The sequence below is a fragment of the Cronobacter malonaticus LMG 23826 genome (assembly GCF_001277215.2).
Lineage (GTDB): Bacteria > Pseudomonadota > Gammaproteobacteria > Enterobacterales > Enterobacteriaceae > Cronobacter > Cronobacter malonaticus.
On sequence record NZ_CP013940.1, the window covers coordinates 2,697,750 to 2,720,825 of the forward strand.

20 protein-coding genes are annotated in these 23,076 nt (G+C 56.5%); 11 read left to right on the top strand and 9 right to left on the bottom strand.

Annotated features, from left to right (window positions below; translation table 11 throughout):
* Window positions 1-92 precede the first annotated feature (92 nt).
* Entirely contained in the window at window positions 93-2,237 is a 2,145-nt protein-coding gene (locus AFK66_RS12720; protein WP_023899093.1) for a filamentous hemagglutinin N-terminal domain-containing protein, read from the top strand.
* A gap of 83 nt (window positions 2,238-2,320) precedes the next feature.
* Here the strand turns inward: AFK66_RS12720 and AFK66_RS12725 are convergent, their stop codons facing one another.
* A complete protein-coding gene (locus AFK66_RS12725; protein ID WP_007782305.1) occupies window positions 2,321-3,913 on the bottom strand; it encodes an ABC-F family ATPase in 1,593 nt (530 codons plus the stop codon).
* A gap of 219 nt (window positions 3,914-4,132) precedes the next feature.
* Between AFK66_RS12725 and ldtB the strand changes: the two genes are divergently transcribed.
* Entirely contained in the window at window positions 4,133-5,053 is a 921-nt protein-coding gene (ldtB, locus tag AFK66_RS12730; RefSeq protein ID WP_007782302.1) for a L,D-transpeptidase, read from the top strand.
* Window positions 5,054-5,124: 71 nt separating this feature from the next.
* On the opposite strand, the gene AFK66_RS12735 is transcribed toward ldtB, so the two are convergent.
* From AFK66_RS12735 to mntR, 5 genes are all read right to left on the bottom strand, one after another.
* Window positions 5,125-6,666: an efflux transporter outer membrane subunit gene (locus tag AFK66_RS12735; protein WP_007782300.1), complete on the bottom strand. Its 1,542-nt coding sequence runs from the start codon at window positions 6,664-6,666 to the stop codon at window positions 5,125-5,127.
* Between the two features lies 1 nt (window position 6,667).
* Entirely contained in the window at window positions 6,668-8,239 is a 1,572-nt protein-coding gene (locus AFK66_RS12740; protein ID WP_007792070.1) for a DHA2 family efflux MFS transporter permease subunit, read from the bottom strand.
* Window positions 8,236-9,393: an HlyD family secretion protein gene (locus AFK66_RS12745; RefSeq protein ID WP_007782294.1), complete on the bottom strand. Its 1,158-nt coding sequence runs from the start codon at window positions 9,391-9,393 to the stop codon at window positions 8,236-8,238. Before AFK66_RS12745 ends, AFK66_RS12740 begins: the two co-directional genes overlap by 4 nt.
* Before the next feature lie 100 nt (window positions 9,394-9,493).
* Entirely contained in the window at window positions 9,494-10,612 is a 1,119-nt protein-coding gene (locus AFK66_RS12750) for an anion transporter (RefSeq protein ID WP_007782291.1), read from the bottom strand.
* Between the two features lie 2 nt (window positions 10,613-10,614).
* Window positions 10,615-11,082 carry a manganese-binding transcriptional regulator MntR gene (gene mntR, locus AFK66_RS12755; RefSeq protein WP_007707103.1) on the bottom strand — a complete coding sequence of 156 codons (468 nt, stop codon included), beginning with the start codon at window positions 11,080-11,082 and terminating at the stop codon, window positions 10,615-10,617.
* Between the two features lie 183 nt (window positions 11,083-11,265).
* On the opposite strand from mntR, the gene mntS reads away from it, so the two are divergent.
* Together mntS and AFK66_RS12760 are read left to right on the top strand one after the other, a co-directional pair.
* Window positions 11,266-11,400 carry a manganase accumulation protein MntS gene (gene mntS, locus AFK66_RS22405; RefSeq protein ID WP_007782285.1) on the top strand — a complete coding sequence of 45 codons (135 nt, stop codon included), beginning with the start codon at window positions 11,266-11,268 and terminating at the stop codon, window positions 11,398-11,400.
* 292 nt (window positions 11,401-11,692) lie between these two features.
* Entirely contained in the window at window positions 11,693-13,276 is a 1,584-nt protein-coding gene (locus AFK66_RS12760) for a phosphoethanolamine transferase (RefSeq protein WP_032983483.1), read from the top strand.
* A gap of 79 nt (window positions 13,277-13,355) precedes the next feature.
* On the opposite strand, the gene ompX is transcribed toward AFK66_RS12760, so the two are convergent.
* The gene (gene ompX, locus AFK66_RS12765) at window positions 13,356-13,868 is read right to left on the bottom strand and encodes an outer membrane protein OmpX (protein WP_007782277.1); all 513 of its coding nucleotides are present in this window, start codon (window positions 13,866-13,868) and stop codon (window positions 13,356-13,358) included.
* A gap of 349 nt (window positions 13,869-14,217) precedes the next feature.
* Between ompX and rhtA the strand changes: the two genes are divergently transcribed.
* Both rhtA and dps read left to right on the top strand, forming a co-directional pair.
* Window positions 14,218-15,105, top strand: a complete 888-nt coding sequence (gene rhtA, locus AFK66_RS12770) for a threonine/homoserine exporter RhtA (protein ID WP_032983482.1) — start codon at window positions 14,218-14,220, stop codon at window positions 15,103-15,105.
* Between the two features lie 315 nt (window positions 15,106-15,420).
* Window positions 15,421-15,924, top strand: a complete 504-nt coding sequence (gene dps / locus AFK66_RS12775; protein WP_007782271.1) for a DNA starvation/stationary phase protection protein Dps — start codon at window positions 15,421-15,423, stop codon at window positions 15,922-15,924.
* 135 nt (window positions 15,925-16,059) lie between these two features.
* On the opposite strand, the gene AFK66_RS22630 is transcribed toward dps, so the two are convergent.
* A complete protein-coding gene (locus AFK66_RS22630; protein ID WP_155242694.1) occupies window positions 16,060-16,236 on the bottom strand; it encodes a hypothetical protein in 177 nt (58 codons plus the stop codon).
* Window positions 16,237-16,300: 64 nt separating this feature from the next.
* Between AFK66_RS22630 and glnH the strand changes: the two genes are divergently transcribed.
* From glnH to ybiO, 4 genes are all read left to right on the top strand, one after another.
* Complete coding sequence (gene glnH / locus AFK66_RS12780) at window positions 16,301-17,044, top strand: glutamine ABC transporter substrate-binding protein GlnH (protein ID WP_007782268.1); 744 nt, start codon at window positions 16,301-16,303, stop codon at window positions 17,042-17,044.
* A gap of 83 nt (window positions 17,045-17,127) precedes the next feature.
* Window positions 17,128-17,787: a glutamine ABC transporter permease GlnP gene (gene glnP / locus AFK66_RS12785; RefSeq protein WP_004388457.1), complete on the top strand. Its 660-nt coding sequence runs from the start codon at window positions 17,128-17,130 to the stop codon at window positions 17,785-17,787.
* A complete protein-coding gene (gene glnQ, locus AFK66_RS12790; RefSeq protein ID WP_004388458.1) occupies window positions 17,784-18,506 on the top strand; it encodes a glutamine ABC transporter ATP-binding protein GlnQ in 723 nt (240 codons plus the stop codon). Before glnP ends, glnQ begins: the two co-directional genes overlap by 4 nt.
* Window positions 18,507-19,128: 622 nt before the next feature.
* Window positions 19,129-21,387: a mechanosensitive channel protein gene (gene ybiO, locus AFK66_RS12795; protein WP_032983481.1), complete on the top strand. Its 2,259-nt coding sequence runs from the start codon at window positions 19,129-19,131 to the stop codon at window positions 21,385-21,387.
* Here ybiO and rlmF read toward each other — a convergent pair whose 3' ends face one another.
* The gene (gene rlmF / locus AFK66_RS12800; protein WP_023899100.1) at window positions 21,388-22,317 is read right to left on the bottom strand and encodes a 23S rRNA (adenine(1618)-N(6))-methyltransferase RlmF; all 930 of its coding nucleotides are present in this window, start codon (window positions 22,315-22,317) and stop codon (window positions 21,388-21,390) included. It lies immediately after the preceding gene.
* 111 nt (window positions 22,318-22,428) lie between these two features.
* On the opposite strand from rlmF, the gene AFK66_RS12805 reads away from it, so the two are divergent.
* Complete coding sequence (locus AFK66_RS12805; RefSeq protein WP_007782261.1) at window positions 22,429-23,046, top strand: flavin reductase family protein; 618 nt, start codon at window positions 22,429-22,431, stop codon at window positions 23,044-23,046.
* Window positions 23,047-23,076: the final 30 nt, after the last annotated feature.

Below are 23,076 nucleotides of genomic sequence, written 5' to 3' on the forward strand. Positions count from 1 at the left end.
TACCCTCAGATTTTCTCTTTATGAGAAAAAACCGGCCTGCCGGTAATAACGGCGGCAGGCTATTTTATTTTCTGTAAAATGAAGGACTATTTATGAAAATGCCAGTATTGTCACCGCAATATCGCATCAACGCCCTGTGCCTGAGCACCTGGCTCGCGCTTGGACTGGTCACACAGGCGCATGCCGCGATTGTTGTTGATCAACAAAAGTCCCCAACGACAACAGTTAATGTCGCCGGCAATGGCGCGACGGTGGTTGACATCAGCGCGCCGTCCGATGGCGGTGTCTCGCATAACTATTACAAACAGTTTGACGTTAACAGCGCGGGTGTGGTGCTCAATAACGGCGCAGGCAGTAGCAGCACGACGCTTGCTGGTAACGTCGATGGCAATACGAATATGTCTGGCGGTGGTGCCAGCGTGATTTTAAACGAAGTAGCATCATCTAACCCCAGCCAGTTAAACGGTATGGTGGAAGTGGCGGGTAAAGAAGCGGCCGTCATTATCGCCAACCCATCGGGCATTACCTGCGACGGTTGCGGTTTCATCAATACCAGTCGCTCAACGCTGGTCACCGGCAGCGTTGAGATGTCCAATGGCAAAGTCAGCGGTTTTAACGTTACTGATGGAAAAATCGTGATCACTGGCAAGGGAATGGACGATCATGCGACGGACTACACCGATATTATCTCCCGCTCGGCGGTCGTTAACGCACAGCTCACCGCGCGCGATCTGCGTGTCGTCACCGGCACCAATAAAGTGAATTACAAAACGCTGGATACGAAAGCGATCAAACCCGAAGCGTTCAGCGGCAAACCTGAGCTGGCGCTGGACGTCTCAAGCCTTGGCGGCATGTATGCCAATAAGATTGAGCTGATTGGCACGGAAGATGGCGTCGGCGTACGCAACAACGGCATTATCTCCACTGCGGCGGAAAGCCTGAGTATCAATATTAATGGCGAACTGGAAAACAATAATATCATTTCGGCTAATAAAGATTTGCTCATTGATACCAATCAGCATGCTGTAGATAACGACAACGGCACGCTTCAGGCCGAACGTGATTTAGCCATCGCCAGCAGTAAGCTTGATAATAATAAAAATGGGCTAATCACCGCTGACAATATTAATATCAATACACACGGCGAAACGCTGGATAATAATGGGCAGGGCATTATCGCGCATGACGATATCAGCGTCAGCGCGGGCGATATTGATAATGGCAGTCGCCTGAAGGGTGGTGGTCAGATGATTATCAATGCCGATGAGCTCAGCAACCGTGGTGAAATCAGCGCAGATACGCTGTCCATCTCAGCGCATAAGATCAATAACCAGAATGAAATTCAGGCGCAAAACGCGCTGACCATCACCAGCGACACGCTGGAAAATGAAAAAGATGGACTTATCAGCAGCGCAGGTGATATGGCGCTCAAAACCCATGATATTAGCAATCGTGGCAAAATCTATGCGCAAGGCGCGCTGGATGCGTATGCGTCACACGATCTGGATAATAAAAATGGCGAACTGGCAGCTGTCGGTAATATGACGATTGACACCAAAACGTTAACCAATACCGCAGGCGCGATTTTCAGCGCCAGACAGCTGGATATCGTCGCCGACAAAATCGATAACAGCGCGGATATGTGTGATAGCGGCGGCACCATCGCTGGTAATAATGTCAGCATGAGTAGCGGTTATTTGAATAACGATAAAGGAACGCTTAAAGGTAATACCGTCTACTTACAGGGTGATACGTTTGACGTGGGTAACGGTACGATCTCAGCAACCGGCAATATTACCGTGAATGCCGATGAAGATTTCTATGTGAATAACCACGGCTCCGTAGAATCACGTGGGGGTGATATTACTGTCAATGCCGCCGACAATTTCTCCAACGACGGCACAATTAAAGCGACCGGTGCGATTAACCTCAATAGCAGTACATTCTCTAACAAAGGCAGTATCTCCACCGGCGATGAAATCGCAATTTACGCAGCAAAATCGTTCGTGAATGAAAACGGCGGCTATATTAACGGCCGCGACGGGCTGTCGATCGAGGCGGTGAATACGCTGGATAACGAGGGTTCGCTCTATTCTTACGATACGATCACGCTGCGTTCCCATAAAGTTACTAACCATAGCGGCGCTAAAATCTCCAGCGACGATAATGAGATCTTCACCGATCGCTTTGTGAATCATGGCCGCATCGAAGGGTATTACGATCTGCATGACTACTGATCGACACAAGACCGTTTAAAGTAAGGCCATAAAAAAACGGGTAGTCATCTGACTACCCGTTGTTATTTTAATGTGGAGAAGCGTTATTCGATGCCTTTGCTGCGCAGATAATCTTCGTAACCGCCGGAGAAATCCACCACGCGTTCTGGGGTAATTTCAATCACGCGGGTCGCGAGAGAGCTGACAAACTCACGGTCGTGGGAGACGAAAATCAGCGTACCCTGGTACATTTCCAGCGCGGCGTTCAGCGATTCGATCGATTCCATATCCAGGTGGTTGGTCGGTTCGTCCATCACCAGAATGTTCGGTTTTTGCATCATCAGCTTGCCGAACAGCATACGGCCCTTTTCACCACCAGAGAGCACTTTAGCGGGCTTTTTGATGTCATCCTGGCTGAACAGCAGACGTCCGAGAATGCTGCGTACCGCCTGCTCGTCGTCGCCTTCCTGCTTCCACTGGCTCATCCAGTCGAAAACGGTCAGATCGTTTTCGAACTCATACTCGTGATCCTGCGCGTAGTAGCCAATCTGCGCATTCTCGGACCATTTTACGGTGCCGTTATCCGGTTGCAGTTCGCCCACCAGCGTTTTCAGCATGGTGGATTTACCCACGCCGTTCGCGCCGAGGATCGCCAGCTTCTCGCCCACTTCCAGCAGCAGGCCGACGTTTTTAAACAGCGGGCCGTTATCGAAGCCTTTGGTCATCGCTTCCACTTCCAGCGCGTTGCGGAACAGCTTTTTATCCTGCTCGAAGCGGATAAACGGGTTCTGGCGGCTGGAGGCTTTCACCTCTTCCAGTTTGATTTTATCAATCTGGCGGGCGCGGGAGGTCGCCTGACGGGATTTCGAGGCGTTGGCGCTAAAGCGGCTCACGAACGATTGCAGGTCGGCGATCTGGGCCTTTTTCTTGGCGTTGTCCGCCAGCAGGCGTTCGCGCGCCTGGGTCGCGGCGGTCATGTATTCGTCGTAGTTGCCCGGATAAACGCGCAGCTCGCCGTAGTCGAGATCCGCCATATGGGTGCAGACCATGTTCAGGAAGTGACGGTCGTGCGAAATGATAATCATGGTGCTGTCGCGATCGTTCAGCGTCTGCTCCAGCCAGCGAATGGTGTCGATGTCCAGGTTGTTCGTCGGTTCGTCGAGCAGCAGGATATCCGGGTTGGAGAACAGCGCCTGCGCCAGCAGGACACGCAGCTTCCAGCCAGGGGCAACTTCGCTCATCGGGCCGTAGTGCTGCTCCAGCGGAATACCGACGCCCAGCAGCAGCTCGCCCGCGCGGGACTCCGCGCTGTAGCCGTCCATTTCGCCATATTTCACTTCGAGATCGGCCACCTTATAGCCGTCTTCTTCGCTCATCTCCGGCAGGCTGTAGATGCGATCGCGTTCCTGCTTCACTTCCCACAGCTCGCTGTGACCCATAATTACGGTGTCCAGCACGGTATATTGTTCAAACGCGAACTGATCCTGACGCAGCTTACCGATGCGTTCGTTCGGATCGAGCGAGACGTTGCCCGCGCTCGGCTGTAGATCGCCGCCGAGGATTTTCATGAAAGTGGACTTGCCGCTCCCGTTGGCGCCAATCAGACCGTAACGGTTGCCGCCGCCAAACTTGACGGAAATGTTTTCAAACAGCGGCTTACTGCCGAACTGCATGGTGACGTTGCTGGTAACTAACACGCGTAATTCCTGGGTAAGATGTGTGATAAACAACGCATTATGCCATAACTCCGAATTTATTTCCCCCGCCAATGGACTGACTACACTGACTCAGGAATGGGAAAAAAATGTGAATAAACACACAACTCAATTCCCTGCTACGGAGAATGCACATATAATGCGCTCCCTGTATTGTTTCGTTCACTCTAACGGCCGGTCTGGCAACGATATTTGCATAACATGAAGATGAAATTACGCACGCTTTTAGTGGCAGCCTTCGCAGTCGTCGGGTTTTGTAAATCCGCCTCTGCGGTGACTTATCCTCTGCCGACCGACGGTAGCCGTCTGGTGGGTGAAAACCAGGTGGTGACGATCCCGGAAGGCAACAGCCTGCCGCTGGAAGATTTCGCCGCACAGTATCAGATGGGGCTTTCCAACATGCTGGAAGCCAACCCGGGCGTTGACCCGTATCTGCCGAAAGGCGGCACCATCCTCAACATTCCTCAGCAGCTGATCCTGCCGGATACGCCGCATGAAGGGATTGTGATTAACAGCGCCGAAATGCGTCTGTATTACTACCCGAAAGGCACCAACACCGTTATCGTGCTGCCGATCGGTATCGGTCAGCTCGGTAAAGACACCCCGATCAACTGGGTGACCAAAGTGGAGCGCAAGCGCGCGAACCCGACCTGGACGCCAACCGCCAAGATGCATGCGGAATACGCGGCCGCGGGCGAACCGCTGCCGCCGGTGGTACCGGCTGGCCCGGATAACCCGATGGGCCTCTACGCGCTCTACATCGGCCGCTTGTACGCTATCCACGGTACCAACGCCAACTTCGGTATCGGCCTGCGCGTGAGCCACGGCTGCGTGCGTCTGCGTAACGAAGACATTAAATTCCTGTTTGAGAACGTGCCGGTCGGCACCCGCGTACAGTTTGTCAACGAGCCGGTGAAAGCGACTACCGAGCCGGATGGCAGCCGTTACATCGAGGTACATAACCCGCTCTCTACCAGCGAAGATCAGATCAACAACAACGAACTGGTGCCGATTACGCTGACCAAGGCGGTAACCACCGTCACCAGTCAGAGCGATGTCGATCAGAACGTCGTTGAGCAGGCGGTACAGAACCGTTCCGGTATGCCGGTTCGTCTGAACTAATCTGCCGCAAGGCGATAAAAAAACCCCGCGCGCATCGCTGCCCGCGGGGTTTTTTATTGGCGGTGAATGCCCTAGCTGCGCGGTGCGGGGCCGAAAACGTCGTAATCCGGCAGGCGCACGTTCTGGTATGGCTCCCAGCCGCCGCCGAGCGCTTTGTAGAGCGCGACCAGATCGAGACTGCTCTGCACCCGCGCCTGCGCGCGCTGCTGCTCGGCCTGTGCCAGCTGGCGCTGGGCGTCGAGCACGTCGATAAACGTGGCGATGCCTTTACGGTAGCTGTCGCTCGCCAGATCGAACGAGGTTTGCAGCGCGTCCAGGGTTTTCTCAAGCCCCGCCTCGCGCTGCTGGTCGGTGCGATAACTCACCAGCGCATTTTCTACATCGCTCAACGCCGTCAGCACCGTCTGGCGATACTGCAACGCCGCCGCGCCCTGCTCCGCGCGGGCCAGTTTCACGCTGGAGACCAGCCGCCCGCCCTGGAAGATGGGAATCGAAACCTGCGGGCCAAAGCTGTAAAAATGGCTGCTCCAGTCGGTCAGATAATCGGTTTCGCTGTTACGCATCCCGAACTGGCCCGAGAGCGACAGGCTCGGGAAGAGCTGCGCCACGGATACGCCGATTTGCGCGGTCGCGGCGTGGAGCCGTGCTTCGGCTTCGCGCACGTCCGGGCGGCGGCGCGCGAGCGTTGAGGGAATGCCCACCGGCACGATTTCCGGCAGCTCCGGCAGCGGCTGTGCGGCCTGCAATTCGGCGTCGAGCGCGCCCGGCGGTTTGCCAAGCAGTACCGCCAGCCCGTTCATCGCCTGGCGCTCCTGCGCCTGATACTGCGGCAGCTGCGCCTGGAGCGTACCAAGCTGGGCGCGGGCGTTTTCCACATCCAGCTGCGGCGACAGCCCGCTTCGCTGGCGGCTTTCGGTCAGCTCCAGCGTCTGCTGCGCCGAGGCGATTTGCTGATTCATGGTGGCGAGAATGCTCTGCGCGCCGCGCAGTTGCAGCCAGGCACGCGCCACTTCAGCCTCCAGAGAAACCAGTGCGTCGTTGCGCTGCTCAATCGCCGCCTTCTGCTGCGCGTCTGCGGCTTCCACCTGACGGCGCACTTTGCCCCACAGGTCGATTTCCCACTGCGCGTCAAAGCTGCCCTGATAGAGGTTAATCGGCTGCGTCAGCGGCCCGAGCGCGGAGCTGATTTGCGGATCGACCGCATCAAGCTGGCCATAGACATCATGCGATTTTAGCTCGCCTTCCAGACCGAGCTGCTGGCGCGTGGCGCGCACATTGCCGTTGACCGCCGGAAAAAACGCGCCGCCCGCCTGGTTTATCTGTTCACGGGCACCCGCGATACGCAGTACGGTTTGCTGTAGCGATAAGTTACCGGCGATGGCGCGCTCGATCAGACTGTCGAGCTGCGGCGATTTAAACGTGCGCCACCAGCGCGGATCCGGCGCGGTACTACGCGCCTTCGATGCCACATCTGGCGCGTTCTGCCGGGCGGTTTCGCCGAAAGCACCCGGCGTGACGGGTTGCGGCCGTTGGTAATCGGGGCCAACCGCGCAGCCTGCCAGCAGCAGCGCCAGCGCCGTAAGTGTAAAGGGGAAGGTCACTCTCCCGGACATATTAATGTGCTCCTGCGGAGCCTTCGCTCTTAATGGGCGAAAGCAATAAACAAAACGGAATCAACAGGATCGCCACCACGCTCAGCATGGTGAACACGTCGACATACGCAAGGATGCGCGACTGGGCAATCATGGTTTTATAAAGCTGCCCGGTGGCGATGCCGGTCGGGTCGCCCAATTGTGCGGTGAAATTACGTACCGCCTCGGCGCCGCTGCGTATCGCCTGCTGGAACTGTTCGTCAAAAGGCGTCATGTGCGCGCTCAGATGGGCGCTCTGCACCTGCGAACGTTCGGTAATCGCGGCGGTGGAGAGCGAAATGCCTATCGAGCCTGCGACGTTGCGGAACATCGTAAACAGCGCCGCCGCGTCGGCGTTAAGCTTCTGCGGAATGGTGATAAACGCAATCGTGGTAAGCGGCACAAACAGAAAGCCAAGCCCGATTGACTGCGCGCTGCGCATCAGCACCAGCGTTTCGAAATCGACGTTCGGCACCAGGTTGCGCGACCAGAAAAACGACACGCCAAGGCAGAGGAAGCCGAACGCGATGATCCAGCGGGTCTGCACCAGCGGCATCAGCTTCAGCACAATCGGGATGGTAAATACAATCAGCACCGCGCCGGGCGAGAGTATTAGCCCCGACCAGGTGGCGGTATAACCGAGATCCTGCTGCGCGAGCTGCGGAATAACCACCGAGCTACCGTAGAGGATCAGCGCCATGCCCGCCATCAGCACGCTGGAGACGGCGAAGTTTTTATCCCGCACGCAATGCAGATCCACCACCGGACGGCGGGTGTAGATAAGCCAGTAAATCGCGCCGACAATCCCGATAAGCGTCAGCACCGCGAAGGTGCGGATAAAATCGGACGCGAACCAGTCTTCGTCTTCGCCGCGATCGAGCATCACCTGCAGGCAGCCGAGGCCCAGCGCAATCAGCCCGATGCCCGTCCAGTCTACCGGGATTTTCTCCTCGGACTTTTTCTCCCACGGCGGATCTTCCAGCAGCTGATAGACCGCCAGCACGCAGACGATGCCGACCGGGATATTAATGAAAAAGACCCAGCGCCAGGAGTAGTTATCGGTTATCCAGCCGCCGAGCGTGGGGCCAAGCACCGGTGCGACGATAATCGCAATGGAAGAAAGCCCGAACGCCTTGCCACGATCTTCCGGCTTGAAGTAATCGAGCAGCACCGACTGCTGCGTCGGCTGGAGGCCACCGCCGAAAAAGCCCTGCAGAATACGAAACAGAATAATTTGCCAGAGCTCAGTGGCGATGCCGCACAGAAACGAGCAGACGGTAAACATCACGATGCAAATCAGGAAAAACTGTTTGCGCCCGAACAGCCGGCTGAAAAACGCCGACAGCGGCAGCACGATACCGTTCGCCACCAGATACGAGGTCAGGACCCACGTCGATTCGGAATAGCTCGACGACAGCGACCCGGCGATGTGCGGCAGCGCCACGTTAACGATGGTGGTGTCGAGAATTTCCATGAACACCGCGATCGTCACGACGATCGCGACGGACCACGGATTGCTGGCCGGACGCCAGCCGCTGTGGGCCTGCTCGCTCATTCCACCGTCACCTCAGGCTCGACGGACAGCCCCAGCGGCAGCGGCTGGTTCCAGTTCTCAAGCCCTTTGTCGATAACGATTTTCACCGGCACGCGCTGGACGATTTTAACAAAGTTGCCGGTGGCGTTTTCCGCCGGGAACGCCGAGAAACGCGAGCCGCTGCCCTGCTGAATGCTCTCGACATGGCCCTCAAGCTCCAGATCGGGGAACGCGTCTACGGAGATCTCAACTTTATTCCCCGGCCGCATCCGCTCAAGCTGCGACTCTTTAAAGTTCGCCACTATCCAGATATCCGGCGAGACTATCGAAAAGAGCGCGCTGCCCGCCTGCACCAGCGTGCCGTTCTGGACGTTACGCTTAGTGACATAGCCGTCGAACGGCGCGCGCACTTCGGTATAAGAGAGATTCAGCTCAGCCGTTTGCAGCTGCGCGCGGGCCTGTTCCACCTGGCTCTGACGCGCTTCAACGTTGGTTTCTTGCTGACGAATTTGCAGTTGCACCTGTTCGGCCACTTCCAGCTGCGCCTGCGCATTGGCAAGCCCCGCTTCGGCGCTGCGTAACTGAGCGCTGGCGGCGTCGATGTTTTGTTTCGAGGTGGCGCGCGGGTCAACGCCGCGCTGACGCTGGTATTCGGCGCGGGCGTTGGCAAGCTCCGCCTGGGCGCGCAGCACCTGCGCTTTCGCCTGATCGCGCTGGGCCGGGTATTGCACCTTCGCGAGCGCCAGTTGCGCCTGCGCCTGGTGGAGCTGCGACTCGGCAAGCGACAGCTGCGCCTGCGCCTGATCGCGCTGTGCGGTGGCGTCGCGCGGGTCGATAACCACCAGCAGATCGCCTTTTTTCACCCGCTGGTTATCTTTCACGCGCAGTTCCGTGACATACCCCGCCACTTTCGGCGCGACGGTCACGGCATCGCCTTCGATAAAGGCGTCGTCGGTGGTTTCAAGGTTTCGGGTCATAAACCACCAGATGATGGCACCGATAACCATAATAATGACAACAATACCGAGGATAATCAGCGGCTTTTTACCGGGGCGCTTGCGGGTTTCCCCCTCGCCTTTCCCGTTGCCTTTGCCGTTATCCTCGTTTTTGCTGTTATCGTCTTGTGGGTCCTGACGTTTCTCTTCGTCAGCGTTGTTATTGTGGTTTTCCGCCATAGTTCAGCAACAGTCCTGTAAGTTAACACCATCACAAAATACCGTTTACTAAACTTAGGAGCAGTCTATACATTTGCCAGGAAAAACTGACAAATTAGCATTATCTGAGAAATAGCCCCCACAGCAGCGCATATCCCACCAGCGCCGACCAGATTAGCAGCGGCAGCGAGTAGAGGTGAAAGCGCCACCAGATGCGGCGGTCAGCGGCCATACGCAGCGCAATCAGGTTCGCGAGCGAGCCGGGCAACAGCCCGAATCCGCCGATGTTGACCGCCCAAGCGAGCAGCGTCGTCGGCGGCACATAATTGAGCAGCAAAATGGTGGACGGCACGTTGCTGATAAACTGCGACAGGCCGATGCCCAGCGCGTACAGCCCCACGGGCGGCAGTTGTGAGACATGATGCAGGCTGGTGGTCAGCGCAGGCAGTTTGGTCAACAGATGCACATCGATAAACATCGCCACGAAAACCAGCAGCAGGCTCCAGTCGATGCTAATAAGCACCCGGCGCGCCACCAGCAGGAACCCCACCGCCACCAGCGCCAGTCCCCACAGCGCGACATTCAGCTCCAGCGCGGTTAAAAACACGATATAGAACGCAAGGCAGCTCCAGACCAGGCGCGGTTGCCAGTCGTGCTGTTTATCGTACGCCTGGTAATGCAGCGCCTTACCCGGAAAGCAAAACCAGCAGAGCAGCAGCAGACTCGCCATCAGCGCCAGCGCCAGCGGCGCCATGTGCAGAATAAATTCACCAAACGCCAGGCCGGAGCGGCCCCATAAAAGAATATTTTGCGGGTTGCCGATGGGCGTCAGCAGCGAACCGGCGTTTACCGCCAGCGCTTCAAAAATAATGAGGCGATTAACCGGAATGGCGCACAGTTTTTTCAGCGTCAGCGTCAGCGGCACCACGATAAACAGCGCCACGTCGTTGGTTAAGAAGGTGGAGAGCAATGCGGCCGCGCAGACCAGAAAAAGCGCCAGACTGCGCTCTGTCGCAAAGCGTCGCACCAGACGGCGGCCGAGCACGTCGAAATAGCCGCTCAGTTCAACGCCTTTGGTGAGCATCATCAGCCCGGCAAGCGTAATGATGGTGCGCCAGTCCACCGCCTGCGGCCACTCGCGCGGCGCGAAAGGCACAAAAAAGGAGAGTATCACGCCGGTAATCAGTAAAAGCTGGAAAAACCGGTCATGCAGAAAAGGACGCGCGAGGCGAAGTAACATGATTATTCGAACCCGTTTTGCTGGCTGAAACGGCGAAAGACCTCAAGCGTCTCTTCGCTGACATGGTGCTCCATCCCTTCGGCGTCGCGGCGTGCGGTATCCGGGTTAACGCCGAGTGCCAGCAGGAAGTTCTCGACGATCTGATGGCGCTCGCGGCTCTGCTGCGCCAGCTTCTCGCCTTCCGGCGTCAGAAACACGCCGCGCCACGGGATCTGCTCAATCAATCCAACGGTAGCAAGACGCTTGAGCATTTTCGCGACCGTCGGCTGCGATACGCCAAGGCGCGCCGCCATATCCACCTGCCGCGCCTCGCCCACCTCCCGAATGAGATCGGAAATTAGCTCAACGTAATCGTCGATAAGCTCACGGCGGTGGGCTTCACGCACCTGGCGAAAGCCCTCCACATGTTCTTCGACATTGACCAGTTGCGTCACTTTCATGCTGCTCTGCTTACCTGCCCGACGGCTCATTGATGCTTCCTCATTACGGTGGCGCGATACGGTTAACGCTCTTTGCGGGCCATTGTAAACCACAGATTCACGAGCACAAAAAATTAACGCGTTAGCCATAGCTATATAACATAGCCTGTGCTATATCTGTATGTAATGCGAACAGCCATGAGATTTTCCGGCTGTGAGACGCGGAGGTGTGGTATGAACGAATTAATGAGGTGTCTGAACGTGTTTACTCATTCCCCCTTTCAGGTGCGGCTGCGGCTGCTGAATATGCTGTGCGATATGTTTAATCCAAAACCCCAGCCGGGCGAGGACGATAACGGGCAACCATAACCTGTCGCCCTTCCCCGGTTTTTTGCCATTTTTTCTTCATCTTTCTGCGTTATCCTGAGCCCTGGCGCTCCTCACGTTGGCTTTAACCTCTCTTTTGGCGAAATTTGCAGCCTTTCTCGCAAACTAGTTGGTTTCACCCCGTTGCTATTCTTTTCGTGCGGCTCTATCTTCTTGCAGCCCTGCTCTTACGACGATACCGAATGCGGATCTCCCTCCCTTCTGGTCCAGCATTCTGGCGGGCGAATACCTTTGACGCCAGGGTTTGCGCATGGCGTTTCGTTGAATCCGTACTATGAATCTAACGCTAAAAAATACTCTTGCTGCACGCGGCATCGCTCTCGATCCGTGGATTGGCTTCTATTTTCTGCAATCGTTATTAATTAATTTCGCTCTGGGTTATGAATTCAGCCTGCTGTACGCCGTCGCGTTTTGCTGCGTGCTGCTGCTGCTGTGGAAAACCGCGCCGCGCGCGCAGAAAGCCCTTTTAGCCGTCTGCTCCGTGGTGGCAGGGCTCTATTTCCCTTTCGGACAGACCTACGGCGCGCCGAACTTCAACACGCTGCTGGCCCTGCACGCCACCAATATGGAAGAGTCCACGGAGCTGCTGACGATTTTCCCGTGGTACAGCTATCTGGTGTCGCTGTTTATTTTTACGCTCGGCATTATCGCGGTGCGCCGCACGTCATCCGCGCCGTCCCGCTGGCAGCCGTTCGACAGCCTCTGCCTTGCGATAAGCGTGGTGAGTTTTTTCGTCACGCCGGTGCAGAATCAGCTCTATGGCGGTGTTTTCGCGCTGAAAGACAGCGGCTATCCGGTGTTTCGCTTTGTGAAAGATGTGGTCGTGAATAACCACGAAGTGCTGGAAGAGCAGCAACGCATGGAGGCACTTTCAAAAATTAAAGATTCCTGGAATGTGCTGGCGGTCGCGCCGAAATATCACACTTATGTAGTGGTCATCGGCGAAAGCGTGCGCCGCGATGCGGTCGGTGCGTTTGGCGGCCAGTGGGATAACAGTCCGTTTGCGAGCCACGTTAACGGTTATCTGTTTACCGATTACATCGCCGCCAGCGGGTCGACGCAGAAATCGCTTGGGCTGACGCTTAACCGCGTCGTCGATAATAAGCCGCAGTATCAGGATAACTTCGTCACGCTCGCTAACCGCGCCGGTTTTCAGACCTGGTGGTTCTCCAACCAGGGGCAAATTGGCGAATATGACACCGCTATCGCCAGTATCGCTAAGCGCGCCGATGAAGTGCATTTCTTAAAAAGCGGCGATTTCGAGGCGGATAAAAACACGCGTGATGAGGCGCTGCTGAAGATGACGGCTCAGGTGCTGGCGACGCAACGTCCGCAGCCGCAGCTTATCGTACTGCACCTGATGGGCTCGCACCCGCAGGCCTGCGACCGCACCCAGGGCAAGTACGAGACGTTTGTGCAGTCGAAAGAGACCTCCTGCTATCTCTACAGCATTCGCCAGACCGACGATTTGTTAAGCCAGCTTTACCAGCAGTTGCAAAACAGCGGACAGAGCTTCTCGATGGTCTACTTTTCCGATCACGGGCTGGCCGTTAAAGAGCGCGGCAAAGCGGTGCAGTACCTGGCGCACGATGATAAATTCCAGCAGAATTTCCAGGTGCCGTTTATGGTACTGTCGAGCGACGACAAAGCGCACAGGATTATCAAAGCACGGCGCTCCGCCAATGATTTCCTGAGCTTTTTTTCGCAGTGGACGGGGATAAAAGTCAAAGAAATCGCGCCGAAATATAAATTTATTTCCGGGCAAAAGGCGGGACCAGTGTTTGTGACTAACTTTAAACTCAACAAGGTGAGCTATGATCACCTCGGCACGGATCTGTTGGACGCACGTACCCGTTGATGCAGTAGCCGCGATGCGCGGCGCGATGTACAGATAAAAAAAATCCGCCCGTGGGCGGATTTTTTCATCACCGAAGTGATTAGAAGCGGTAACCTACGCCTGCGATCCAGGTGCCGATGTCGGTGTTACGCACACGGCTCTGCTCGTAGGAGAAGTCCAGGGCTACGTCCTGAACCGGGTTAAACTGCAGGCCTGCGCCGTAGGAGAAGCCGTAGTCGCTGGTGTCTGCTTTATCAACGCCGTTGGTAGCCTGAGCTTTATCGTAACCAACACCCACTACGCCGTAGATGCTTGCCCAGTCATTGATACGGTAAGCCGGACCCGCGGTGATGCCGTAGTACTGGTTTTTACCATATACGCCATCTTCAGAGCGGTCTTTTTCGGTGTAGGTGAAAGAACCGATTACGCCCAGCGGGTTGGTGTCGTCGAACTCATAACGGTATTTCAGGTTGAAACCGTTCATTTTGTTCATCACGCCCTGCGCGTCGCTCTGTGCGTAGCCACCGGTAACGGTAGCGGTGCCAGCAACAGCAGAACCTGCGGAAACGGCCAGAACACAAGCCAGTGCTGAAAGACATGCAATTTTTTTCATAACCACCTCAAATGTGCTTCAAGTAAGTCCTAAGATTTAAATATATCAAAACCCAGCAGGAAACTCTTTGTTGTTCGCGTTGTCTAATGCGCTCTTTCCTGTAACAGAACGTTTCCGCCCGCGTCTATCCTGCTAAAAACACTGGATTTTACCAGGCGGCAATCATTATCGTTCCAGGGAAGACATTGCTGCATCCAGATTATTCCTAAACGCGATTGCGCGTTTTTTGCGCTAACGTGAGTATGTTACCGGTTAATCCCGCCGGGTTTTTCAATGATTGCTCAACCACACGAAAGTTAAATACAGTAAGCTATCGCGTTTACTTATCTTTAACTTTCAGGTGCGCAGGATGCCGACTTTATCCCGTAAAACCCCGATCTGGTTGCCCGTTGTGGTGCTCCTCGTTGCAATGGCGTCAATTCAGAGCGGCGCTTCGCTTGCTAAATCCCTGTTCCCGCTGGTGGGCGCGCCCGGCGTTACCGCGCTGCGTCTGGCGCTTGGCACGCTGATTCTGGTTATCGTATTTAAACCCTGGCGGCTGCGCTTTACCCGCAGCCAGCGTATGCCATTGCTGGTCTATGGTCTGGCGCTGGGCGCAATGAACTATCTCTTTTATCTGTCGATCCGCACCGTACCGCTCGGCATCGCCGTCGCGCTGGAGTTTACCGGTCCGCTGGCGGTGGCGCTGTTTGGCTCACGCCGTCCGGTGGATTTTCTCTGGGTGGCGCTTGCAGTGCTTGGTTTGTGGTTCCTGTTACCGCTCGGTCAGGACGTCACGCATGTCGATCTGCTCGGCGCCGCCTGCGCGCTGGGCGCGGGCGTATGCTGGGCCATCTATATTATCGCCGGTCAGAAAGCGGGCGCGGAGCACGGCCCTGCGACCGTCGCCATCGGGTCGCTGATTGCGGCTATCGTTTTCGTGCCTATCGGCGCGGCGGCGGCGGGCGAAGCGCTCTGGCACTGGTCGGTGCTGCCCGTCGGGCTTGGGATAGCCATCCTTTCTACCGCGCTCCCCTATTCGCTGGAGATGACGGCGCTGACGCGTCTGCCCACGCGTACATTCGGGACGCTAATGAGTATGGAGCCGGCGCTGGCGGCGTTTACGGGCATGATTTTCCTGGGTGAAACGCTGACACTGGTGCAATGGCTGGCGCTGCTGTCGATTATTATCGCTTCTGTTGGTTCGACGCTGACGCTCAGACGTGAAACGCAGATAAAAAGCCTCGACATTGATTAAAAAAAATAATTATTTCCCGGCACGGTTGATGCTGCGCCGGAATAACTTTTTATGACACTTTTAAGATATTTCTGCGTTGCGACTCATTCGCTTTTAAAATATCCCCGCGCGCGCTTCGTCTTTAATAATGCGCAGGCATAAGCACTATAAAAATACTTACAAAATTAGACAAGCTGCTGTTTATAAAGAACAAATAATGCAAGCATACCCTCGCTATTTATTTGATAGGCACAGCCTCGCCAGCAAACTCAAAACCCGGTGCTATACTTAATTCCGTAATTTCCTGGGACACAATCATCAAGAGGATATGAAATTATGGGTACCGCTAAACTGGTTAAAACAAAGGCTTCCGACCTGCTCTACACGCGTAACAATGTAGCAGACAGCGACAAAAAGGCCACCATCGAGCTGCTGAACCGCCAGGTGGTTAATTTCATTGACTTGTCGCTGATTACCAAACAGGCGCACTGGAACATGCGCGGCGCTAACTTCATTGGCGTACATGAAATGCTGGATGGCTTCCGTACCGCGCTGACCGGTCATATGGATACCATCGCTGAACGTGCCGTACAGCTGGGCGGCGTGGCGCTGGGCACCACGCAGGTGATTAACAGCAAGACCCCGCTGAAAAGCTATCCGCTGGACATTCACAGCGTTCAGGATCACCTGAAAGAGCTTGCGGATCGTTACGCTATCGTCGCGAACGACGTGCGTAAAGCCATCAGCGAAGCGCAGGATGAAGATACGGCCGATATTTTCACCGCCGCGTCCCGCGACCTAGATAAATTCCTGTGGTTTATCGAATCCAACATCGAATAATTCGATAACGCTTCAGACGCTTTACTTATCAAGCCCTCTCCTTCGTGGAGGGGGCTTTTGCACTATAAAGGGGCACCTCTTTTCACTTTCCCACCGCAAACGTTATCTATTTGTAATAATCCCCTCACACAATCGTTAACCAGAGATTGTTTTATCACCGTTTTTAAGGCAAAAAAGGCTGCTCACCCGACTGGCCGCCGTAACGCACTGTTTTGGTGCGCCATCGTGGTGCATCGCTGTGGTAAAAGCGCGCAAATTGTGCAAACGGACTTTTGTCTTGCCTTTCAAAACAGCGGGTTGTAAAACTGGCATGATTTTTTCATGCAGCGCTACGTTCTTATCGGGGATCGCCCCGCGGATAAATAAAGGAAATGCTATGAAGTCTGTTTTTAAAGTTTCCCTGGCAGCCCTGACTCTGGCCTTTGCGGTCTCTTCTCAGGCGGCGGATAAGCTGGTTGTAGCAACCGACACCGCGTTTGTTCCCTTCGAATTTAAACAAGGCGATAAGTATGTCGGCTTTGACGTTGACCTGTGGGCCGCTATCGCCAAAGAGCTGAAGCTCGACTACACCTTAAAACCGATGGATTTCAGCGGCATCATTCCGGCGCTGCAAACCAAAAACGTTGACCTGGCGCTGGCCGGCATCACCATCACGGATGAACGTAAAAAAGCGATCGACTTCTCTGACGGCTACTACAACAGCGGCCTGCTGGTGATGGTGAAAGCGAATAACAACGACGTGAAAAGCGTGAAAGATCTCGACGGTAAAGTGGTGGCCGTGAAGAGCGGCACCGGCTCGGTGGATTACGCGAAAGCCAACATTAAAACCAAAGATCTGCGCCAGTTCCCGAACATCGACAACGCGTACATGGAGCTTGGCACCAACCGTGCTGACGCCGTGCTGCACGACACGCCGAACATTCTTTACTTCATCAAAACCGCTGGCAACGGCCAGTTCAAAGCGGTAGGTGATTCTCTGGCGGGCCAGCAGTATGGCATCGCGTTCCCGAAAGGCAGCGACGAGCTGCGCACCAAAGTCAACGGCGCGCTGAAAACGCTGAAAGAGAACGGTACCTATAACGAAATCTACAAAAAATGGTTCGGCACCGAACCAAAATAATAATACTTATTACGCAGTGAATCTCAGTCAGGGGCGGCCTTCGCCCCTGCTATTTTTGAACCACGGTAACACAGGAAATCATCATGCAGTTTGACTGGAGTGCCATCTGGCCTGCCATTCCCCTCTTGCTTGAAGGCGCCAAAATGACCTTGTGGATTTCGGTCCTCGGTCTGGTTGGCGGTCTGATAATCGGTCTGGTGGCCGGTTTCGCCCGCTCGTTTGGCGGCTGGATAGCGAATCATATCGCACTGGTCTTTATCGAAATCATCCGCGGCACCCCGATTGTGGTGCAGGTGATGTTTATCTACTTCGCCCTGCCGATGGCGTTTAATGATCTGCGCATCGACCCGTTCACCGCGGCAGTGGTCACTATCATGATCAACTCCGGCGCGTATATCGCGGAAATCACCCGCGGTGCGGTGCTCTCCATCCATAAAGGCTTTCGCGAAGCGGGCCTGGCGCTGGGGCTGTCGAAGCGCGAAACCATTCGTCACGTGATCCTGCCGCTGGCGCTGCGTCGTATGCTGCCGCCGCTTGGCAACCAGTGGATCATCAGCATCAAAGACACCTCGCTGTTTATCGTTATCGGCGTCGCCGAGCTGACCCGTCAGGGCCAGGAGATCATCGCGGGCAACTTCCGTGCGCTTGAGATCTGGAGCGCCGTTGCGGTGATTTACCTGATCATAACCCTCGTTCTGAGCTTTGTTCTGCGTCGTCTGGAAAGAAGGATGAAAATCCTGTGATTGAATTTAAAAATGTCTCCAAGCACTTTGGTCAAACCCAGGTGCTGCACAATATCGATTTAAAAATTAACCAGGGTGAAGTGGTGGTGATTATCGGGCCGTCCGGCTCCGGCAAATCCACGCTGCTGCGCTGCATTAACAAGCTCGAAGAGATTACCAGCGGCGATCTGATTGTCGATGGTCTGAAGGTCAACGACCCGAAAGTCGATGAGCGTCTGATCCGCCAGGAAGCGGGCATGGTGTTTCAGCAGTTCTATCTGTTCCCGCACCTGACGGCGCTGGAGAATGTGATGTTCGGGCCTATTCGCGTGCGCGGCGCCAGTAAAGCGGAAGCCGAGAAGCTGGCGAAAGAGCTGCTTGCGAAAGTGGGCCTTGCCGAGCGCGGTCATCATTACCCATCCGAGCTCTCCGGCGGCCAGCAGCAGCGTGTGGCGATCGCCCGCGCGCTGGCGGTGAAGCCGAAAATGATGCTGTTTGATGAGCCAACTTCCGCGCTCGACCCGGAACTGCGCCACGAAGTGCTGAAAGTGATGCAGGATCTGGCCGAAGAAGGCATGACGATGGTGATCGTGACCCACGAAATCGGCTTTGCCGAAAAAGTGGCCTCACGCCTGATCTTTATCGATAAAGGCCGCATCGCCGAAGACGGCAATCCGCAGGCGCTTATCGAGAACCCGCCAAGCCCGCGCCTGCAGGAGTTTTTGCAGCACGTGTCGTAAGGTTTGCGTTTTAACGAACCCTCTCTCCGGAGAGGGTCTTTTTATGGGTTTGCGGTGGGTATGACGCTTTTGGCGGGTGCGCAAGCTTACCCGCCCTACATTGCTGTCCTCAGCGCTTTTGTAGGGTGGGTAAGCGCAAGGGCACCCACCTTCACCGCCCGGCGGGTGCCCAAGTTTACCCGCCCTACATTGCTGTCCTCAGTGCTTTTGTAGGGTGGGTAAGCGCAAGCGCACCCACCTTCATCACCCGGCGGGTGCCCAAGTTTACCCGCCCTACATTGCTGTCCTCAGTGCTTTTGTAGGGTGGGTAAGCGCAAGCGCACCCACCTTCACCGCCCGGCGGGTGCGCAAGTTTACCCGCCCTACATTGCTGTCCTCAGCGCTTTTGTAGGGTGGGTAAGCGCAAGCGCACCCACCTTCATCACCCGGCGGGTGCGCTTGCTTACCCGCCCTATGATCCCTCAAGCTGGTTTGTCTGTTGTAGGGCGCACCCACCTTTACCGTCAGGCACTGTATCCAACGGTTACATTAAACCCGCTGCGGAATACTCCTCTTTTCCGGGCTTCGCTTATCCGGGCACTATACTTACCTCTTTGTGTCACTTTCTCAGCCGGAGGAGAGCGTGCCGTGGATTTTGCTGCTGCTTGTCAGCCTGTTTAGCGTCTCAGCCAATGCCGTAAGCCTGCCCGCTGCGGTGGTGGGCGCGTCAACCACGCAGAAAAGCGAGGCACCGCCCGCCGAGCCCGATGCCGATAAAAAGAAAGCCGCTTACGCAGCGCTCGCGGACGTGCTCGAAAACGACGCCTCCCGCAAAGCGCTTATCGAGCAACTGCGCCAGGCGGCGGCGACGCCCGCAGACCAGCCAACGCCGGTCATCAAGCCGCCGGTTAATGATGAAGAAGATAAAACGGTGCTGGAGAACGTCACCGAGGTCACTCGTCATTACGGCGGCGAACTCGCCGGGCGCTTCGAGCAGTTACATCGCAATATCACCAACGCGCCGCATAAGGCTTTCAACGAAAAAACGTTTTTAAACGCGCTGACCCATTTCAGCCTGCTCGCGGTCTCGGTATTCCTCTTTTACTTCGCGGTGCGCGCCTGCGCCATTCCGCTGTACCGCAAAATGGGCCAGTGGGGACGGCGCAAAAACATCCACCGGGCGAGCTGGGTTCAGCTACCACTGATGATTATCCTCGCGTTTCTTATCGATCTCGCGCTGCTGGCGCTGACGCTGTTCGTCGGCCAGCTCGCTATAGAGATGATGAACGCCGGCAGCCGCACCATCGCCCGCCAGCAGGGACTGTTCCTCAACGCTTTCGCGCTTATCGAGTTTTTCAAAGCGATTTTACGCCTCATGTTCTCCCCGCGTTTCCCGTCGCTACGCCCGTTTGTTATCAGCGACGCCAGCGCGCGTTACTGGCACCTGCGCTTAAGCGGGCTGAGCAGCCTGATTGGCTACGGCCTGCTGGTAGCGGTGCCGATTATCTCGGCCCAAATCAACGTGCAAATCGGCGCGCTGGCGAATGTTGTCATCATGCTGACGATGACCGCCTGGGCGCTTTATCTCATCTTTCATAACAAGCGCGCCATCACCGCCGGGCTGACGCGTCTCGCGGACCGCTCGCTCGCCTTTTTCAGCCTGTTTATCCGCGCGTTTGCGCTGGTCTGGCACTGGCTCGCCAGCGCCTATTTCATCGTGCTCTTTTTCTTTTCGCTCTTCGATCCGGGCAACAGCCTGAAAACGATGATGGGCGCGTCGCTGAAAACGCTGGCGATTGTGAGCGTCGCGGCGTTTATCTGCGGCGTATTCACCCGCTGGCTCAGCAAAACCATTACGCTCTCGCCGCCGGTGCAGCGCAACTACCCGGAGCTGCAAAAGCGCCTCAACGGCTGGCTGTCGGTCTCGCTGAAGCTCGCGCGCTTCCTTACCGTCTGCGTGGCGGTGATGCTGCTGCTCAATGCCTGGGGACTGTTTGATTTCTGGACGTGGCTCACCGTCGGCGCGGGCGAGAAAGCCGTCGATATTTTAATTCGCATTTCGCTTATCGTGTTCTTCTCCGCCGTCGGCTGGACGCTGCTGGCGAGCCTTATCGAGAGCCGCCTCGCCTCCGATATTCACGGCCGCCCGATGCCGAGCGCCCGCACCCGCACGCTGCTGACGCTGTTTCGAAACGCGCTGGCGGTGGTCATCAGCACCATTACCATCATGATTGTGCTTTCGGAGATTGGCGTGAATATCGCACCGCTGCTGGCGGGCGCAGGCGCCCTGGGCCTCGCCGTGTCGTTCGGCTCCCAGACGCTGGTGAAAGATATTATTACCGGCATCTTTATTCAGTTTGAAAATGGCATGAACACCGGCGATCTGGTGACGATCGGCCCGCTTACGGGGACGGTTGAGCGTATGTCGATCCGCTCGGTAGGCGTGCGCCAGGATACCGGCGCGTACCACATCATTCCATGGTCATCGATCACTACCTTCGCGAACTTCGTGCGCGGTATCGGCTCGTTTGTCGCGAACTATGATGTCGACAGGTTTGAAGATACTGAAAAAGCCAACCGCGCCCTGCGCGCGGCAGTAGATGAGCTGATGGAGCAAGAAGATATCCGTATGCTGGTGATAGGCGAGCCAAACGTAGTGGGCATCGTCGGGCTGACCAATACCGCCTTTACGATCCGCGTGACGTTCACCACCCAGCCGCTCAAGCAGTGGACGGTGCGCTTCGCGCTCGACGGAATGGTGAAAAAACACTTCGATCTGGCCGGCATTCGCCCGCCGGTACAGACGGTGCAGGTAATGCAGCCGATGCCGGATGCCGCGGCGGCGGCCGAAGCACAGGCAGCGGCAGGCGGCGCGCTGCCGCCCGCCAACCCGACGGTATAATTACCGCAGGCGGTTTTGTGCCCAGCGTTCGCGCTGGGCCGTATCGAGAAAGCTCCAGGCGATAAAACGGCTCTGCTTCTGCCCCTGCGCCATCTCTTTTTTAACTACTTTCACCGCCCCGGCCTGTTCCAGCGCGCGGTAGAGCAGCGGCAGGTTATCGCCTTTCGACACCAGCGTGGTAAACCACAGCACCTGACGGGCGAACAGCTTGCTCTCGGCGATCATCTGCGTGATAAACCCGACCTCGCCGCCCTCGCACCACAGCTCCTGCTGCTGGCCGCCGAAATTCAGCCCTGAATCCGCCGCAAGCCCCAGGTTGCGGCGCTTGCGCGCGTTGCCCGCCTCCGCCGCGTCGGCGGAGTCATGGAACGGCGGATTGCACAGCGTGGCGTCGTAGCTCTCATTCTTGTGAATGATGCCGTTGAAAATCGCGCCGGGGGTTTTCTGGCGGCGCAGGCGGATCGCGCGGTTCAGCCCCGGATTGGCATCGATAATCGCGCTCGCGCTGCGGATCGCCTCATCGCTGGTATCGGTGCCGGTAAAGCGCCAGCCATATTCATGCTGCCCGATGAGCGGATAAATACAGTTCGCGCCAACGCCGATATCCAGCACGCTCGCCTGCGCGGGCATCGCCCCGCCGTTGCCTTCGGCAAGCAGATCGGCGAGGTGGTGAATATAATCCGCGCGGCCAGGCACTGGCGGGCAGAGGAACCCTTCAGGAATATCCCACTCCCGCACGCCGTAAAAGTGCGCCAGCAGCGCCTGGTTCAGGGTTTTCACCGCCTGCGGATCGGCGAAATCAATTGTCGGCTCGCCTGCGGGCGACGGGCGGACAAAAGCGCCAAGCGCCGGACAGCTCTTTGTCAGCGCGTCGAAATCATAGCGGCTGTGGTGGCGGTTACGTGGGTGCAGGCCCGGTTTGCGGTTCATCGGCTTCCTCCTGTGTGGGCGCGTACAATACCCGCTGACCCGCCCCTGGTAAATAAGCGCGGCAAAATTTAGCGGGGCGGCTATGATAGTTTTTTTGCCCAGGGGAATACTATGAGCTACTACTACGAACCGGCACGCGGCCACGGTTTGCCACACGATCCGCTGAACGCCATCATCGGCCCGCGCCCGATTGGCTGGATAGCCTCACAGGACGGCGCAGGCCACCGCAACCTTGCCCCATATAGCTTCTTCAACTGCTTTAACTATCGTCCGCCGATTATTGGCTTCTCCAGCAACGGCTGGAAAGACAGCGTGAAAAATATCGCCGAAACCAAAGAGTTCGTCTGGAATCTCGCGACGCGCGACCTGGCGGTGGCGATGAACGAAACCTCCGCCTCGCTGCCCCACGGCGAAGACGAGTTTGTGCGGGCGGGCCTGACCGCCGCGCCTTCGCGCCTGGTGCGCGCGCCGCGCGTCGCCGAAAGCCCGGTGAATTTTGAGTGCCGCTTAAGCCAGTGCATTCAGCTCACTTCCGCGAGCGGCGAGCCTATCGACACCTGGCTGGTGCTGGGCGAAGTGGTGGCAGTGCATATCGCCGACACGCTGCTCGAAGACGGCATCTACCAGACGTCGAAAGCGCAGCCGATCCTGCGCGCGGGCGGCCCGAGCGCTTATTACGGTATCGATGACGCTCAGCGCTTCGATCTCGTTCGCCCTGACGCCCGTTAACCGCTGCCACGCCCGCCACGGCGGGCCATT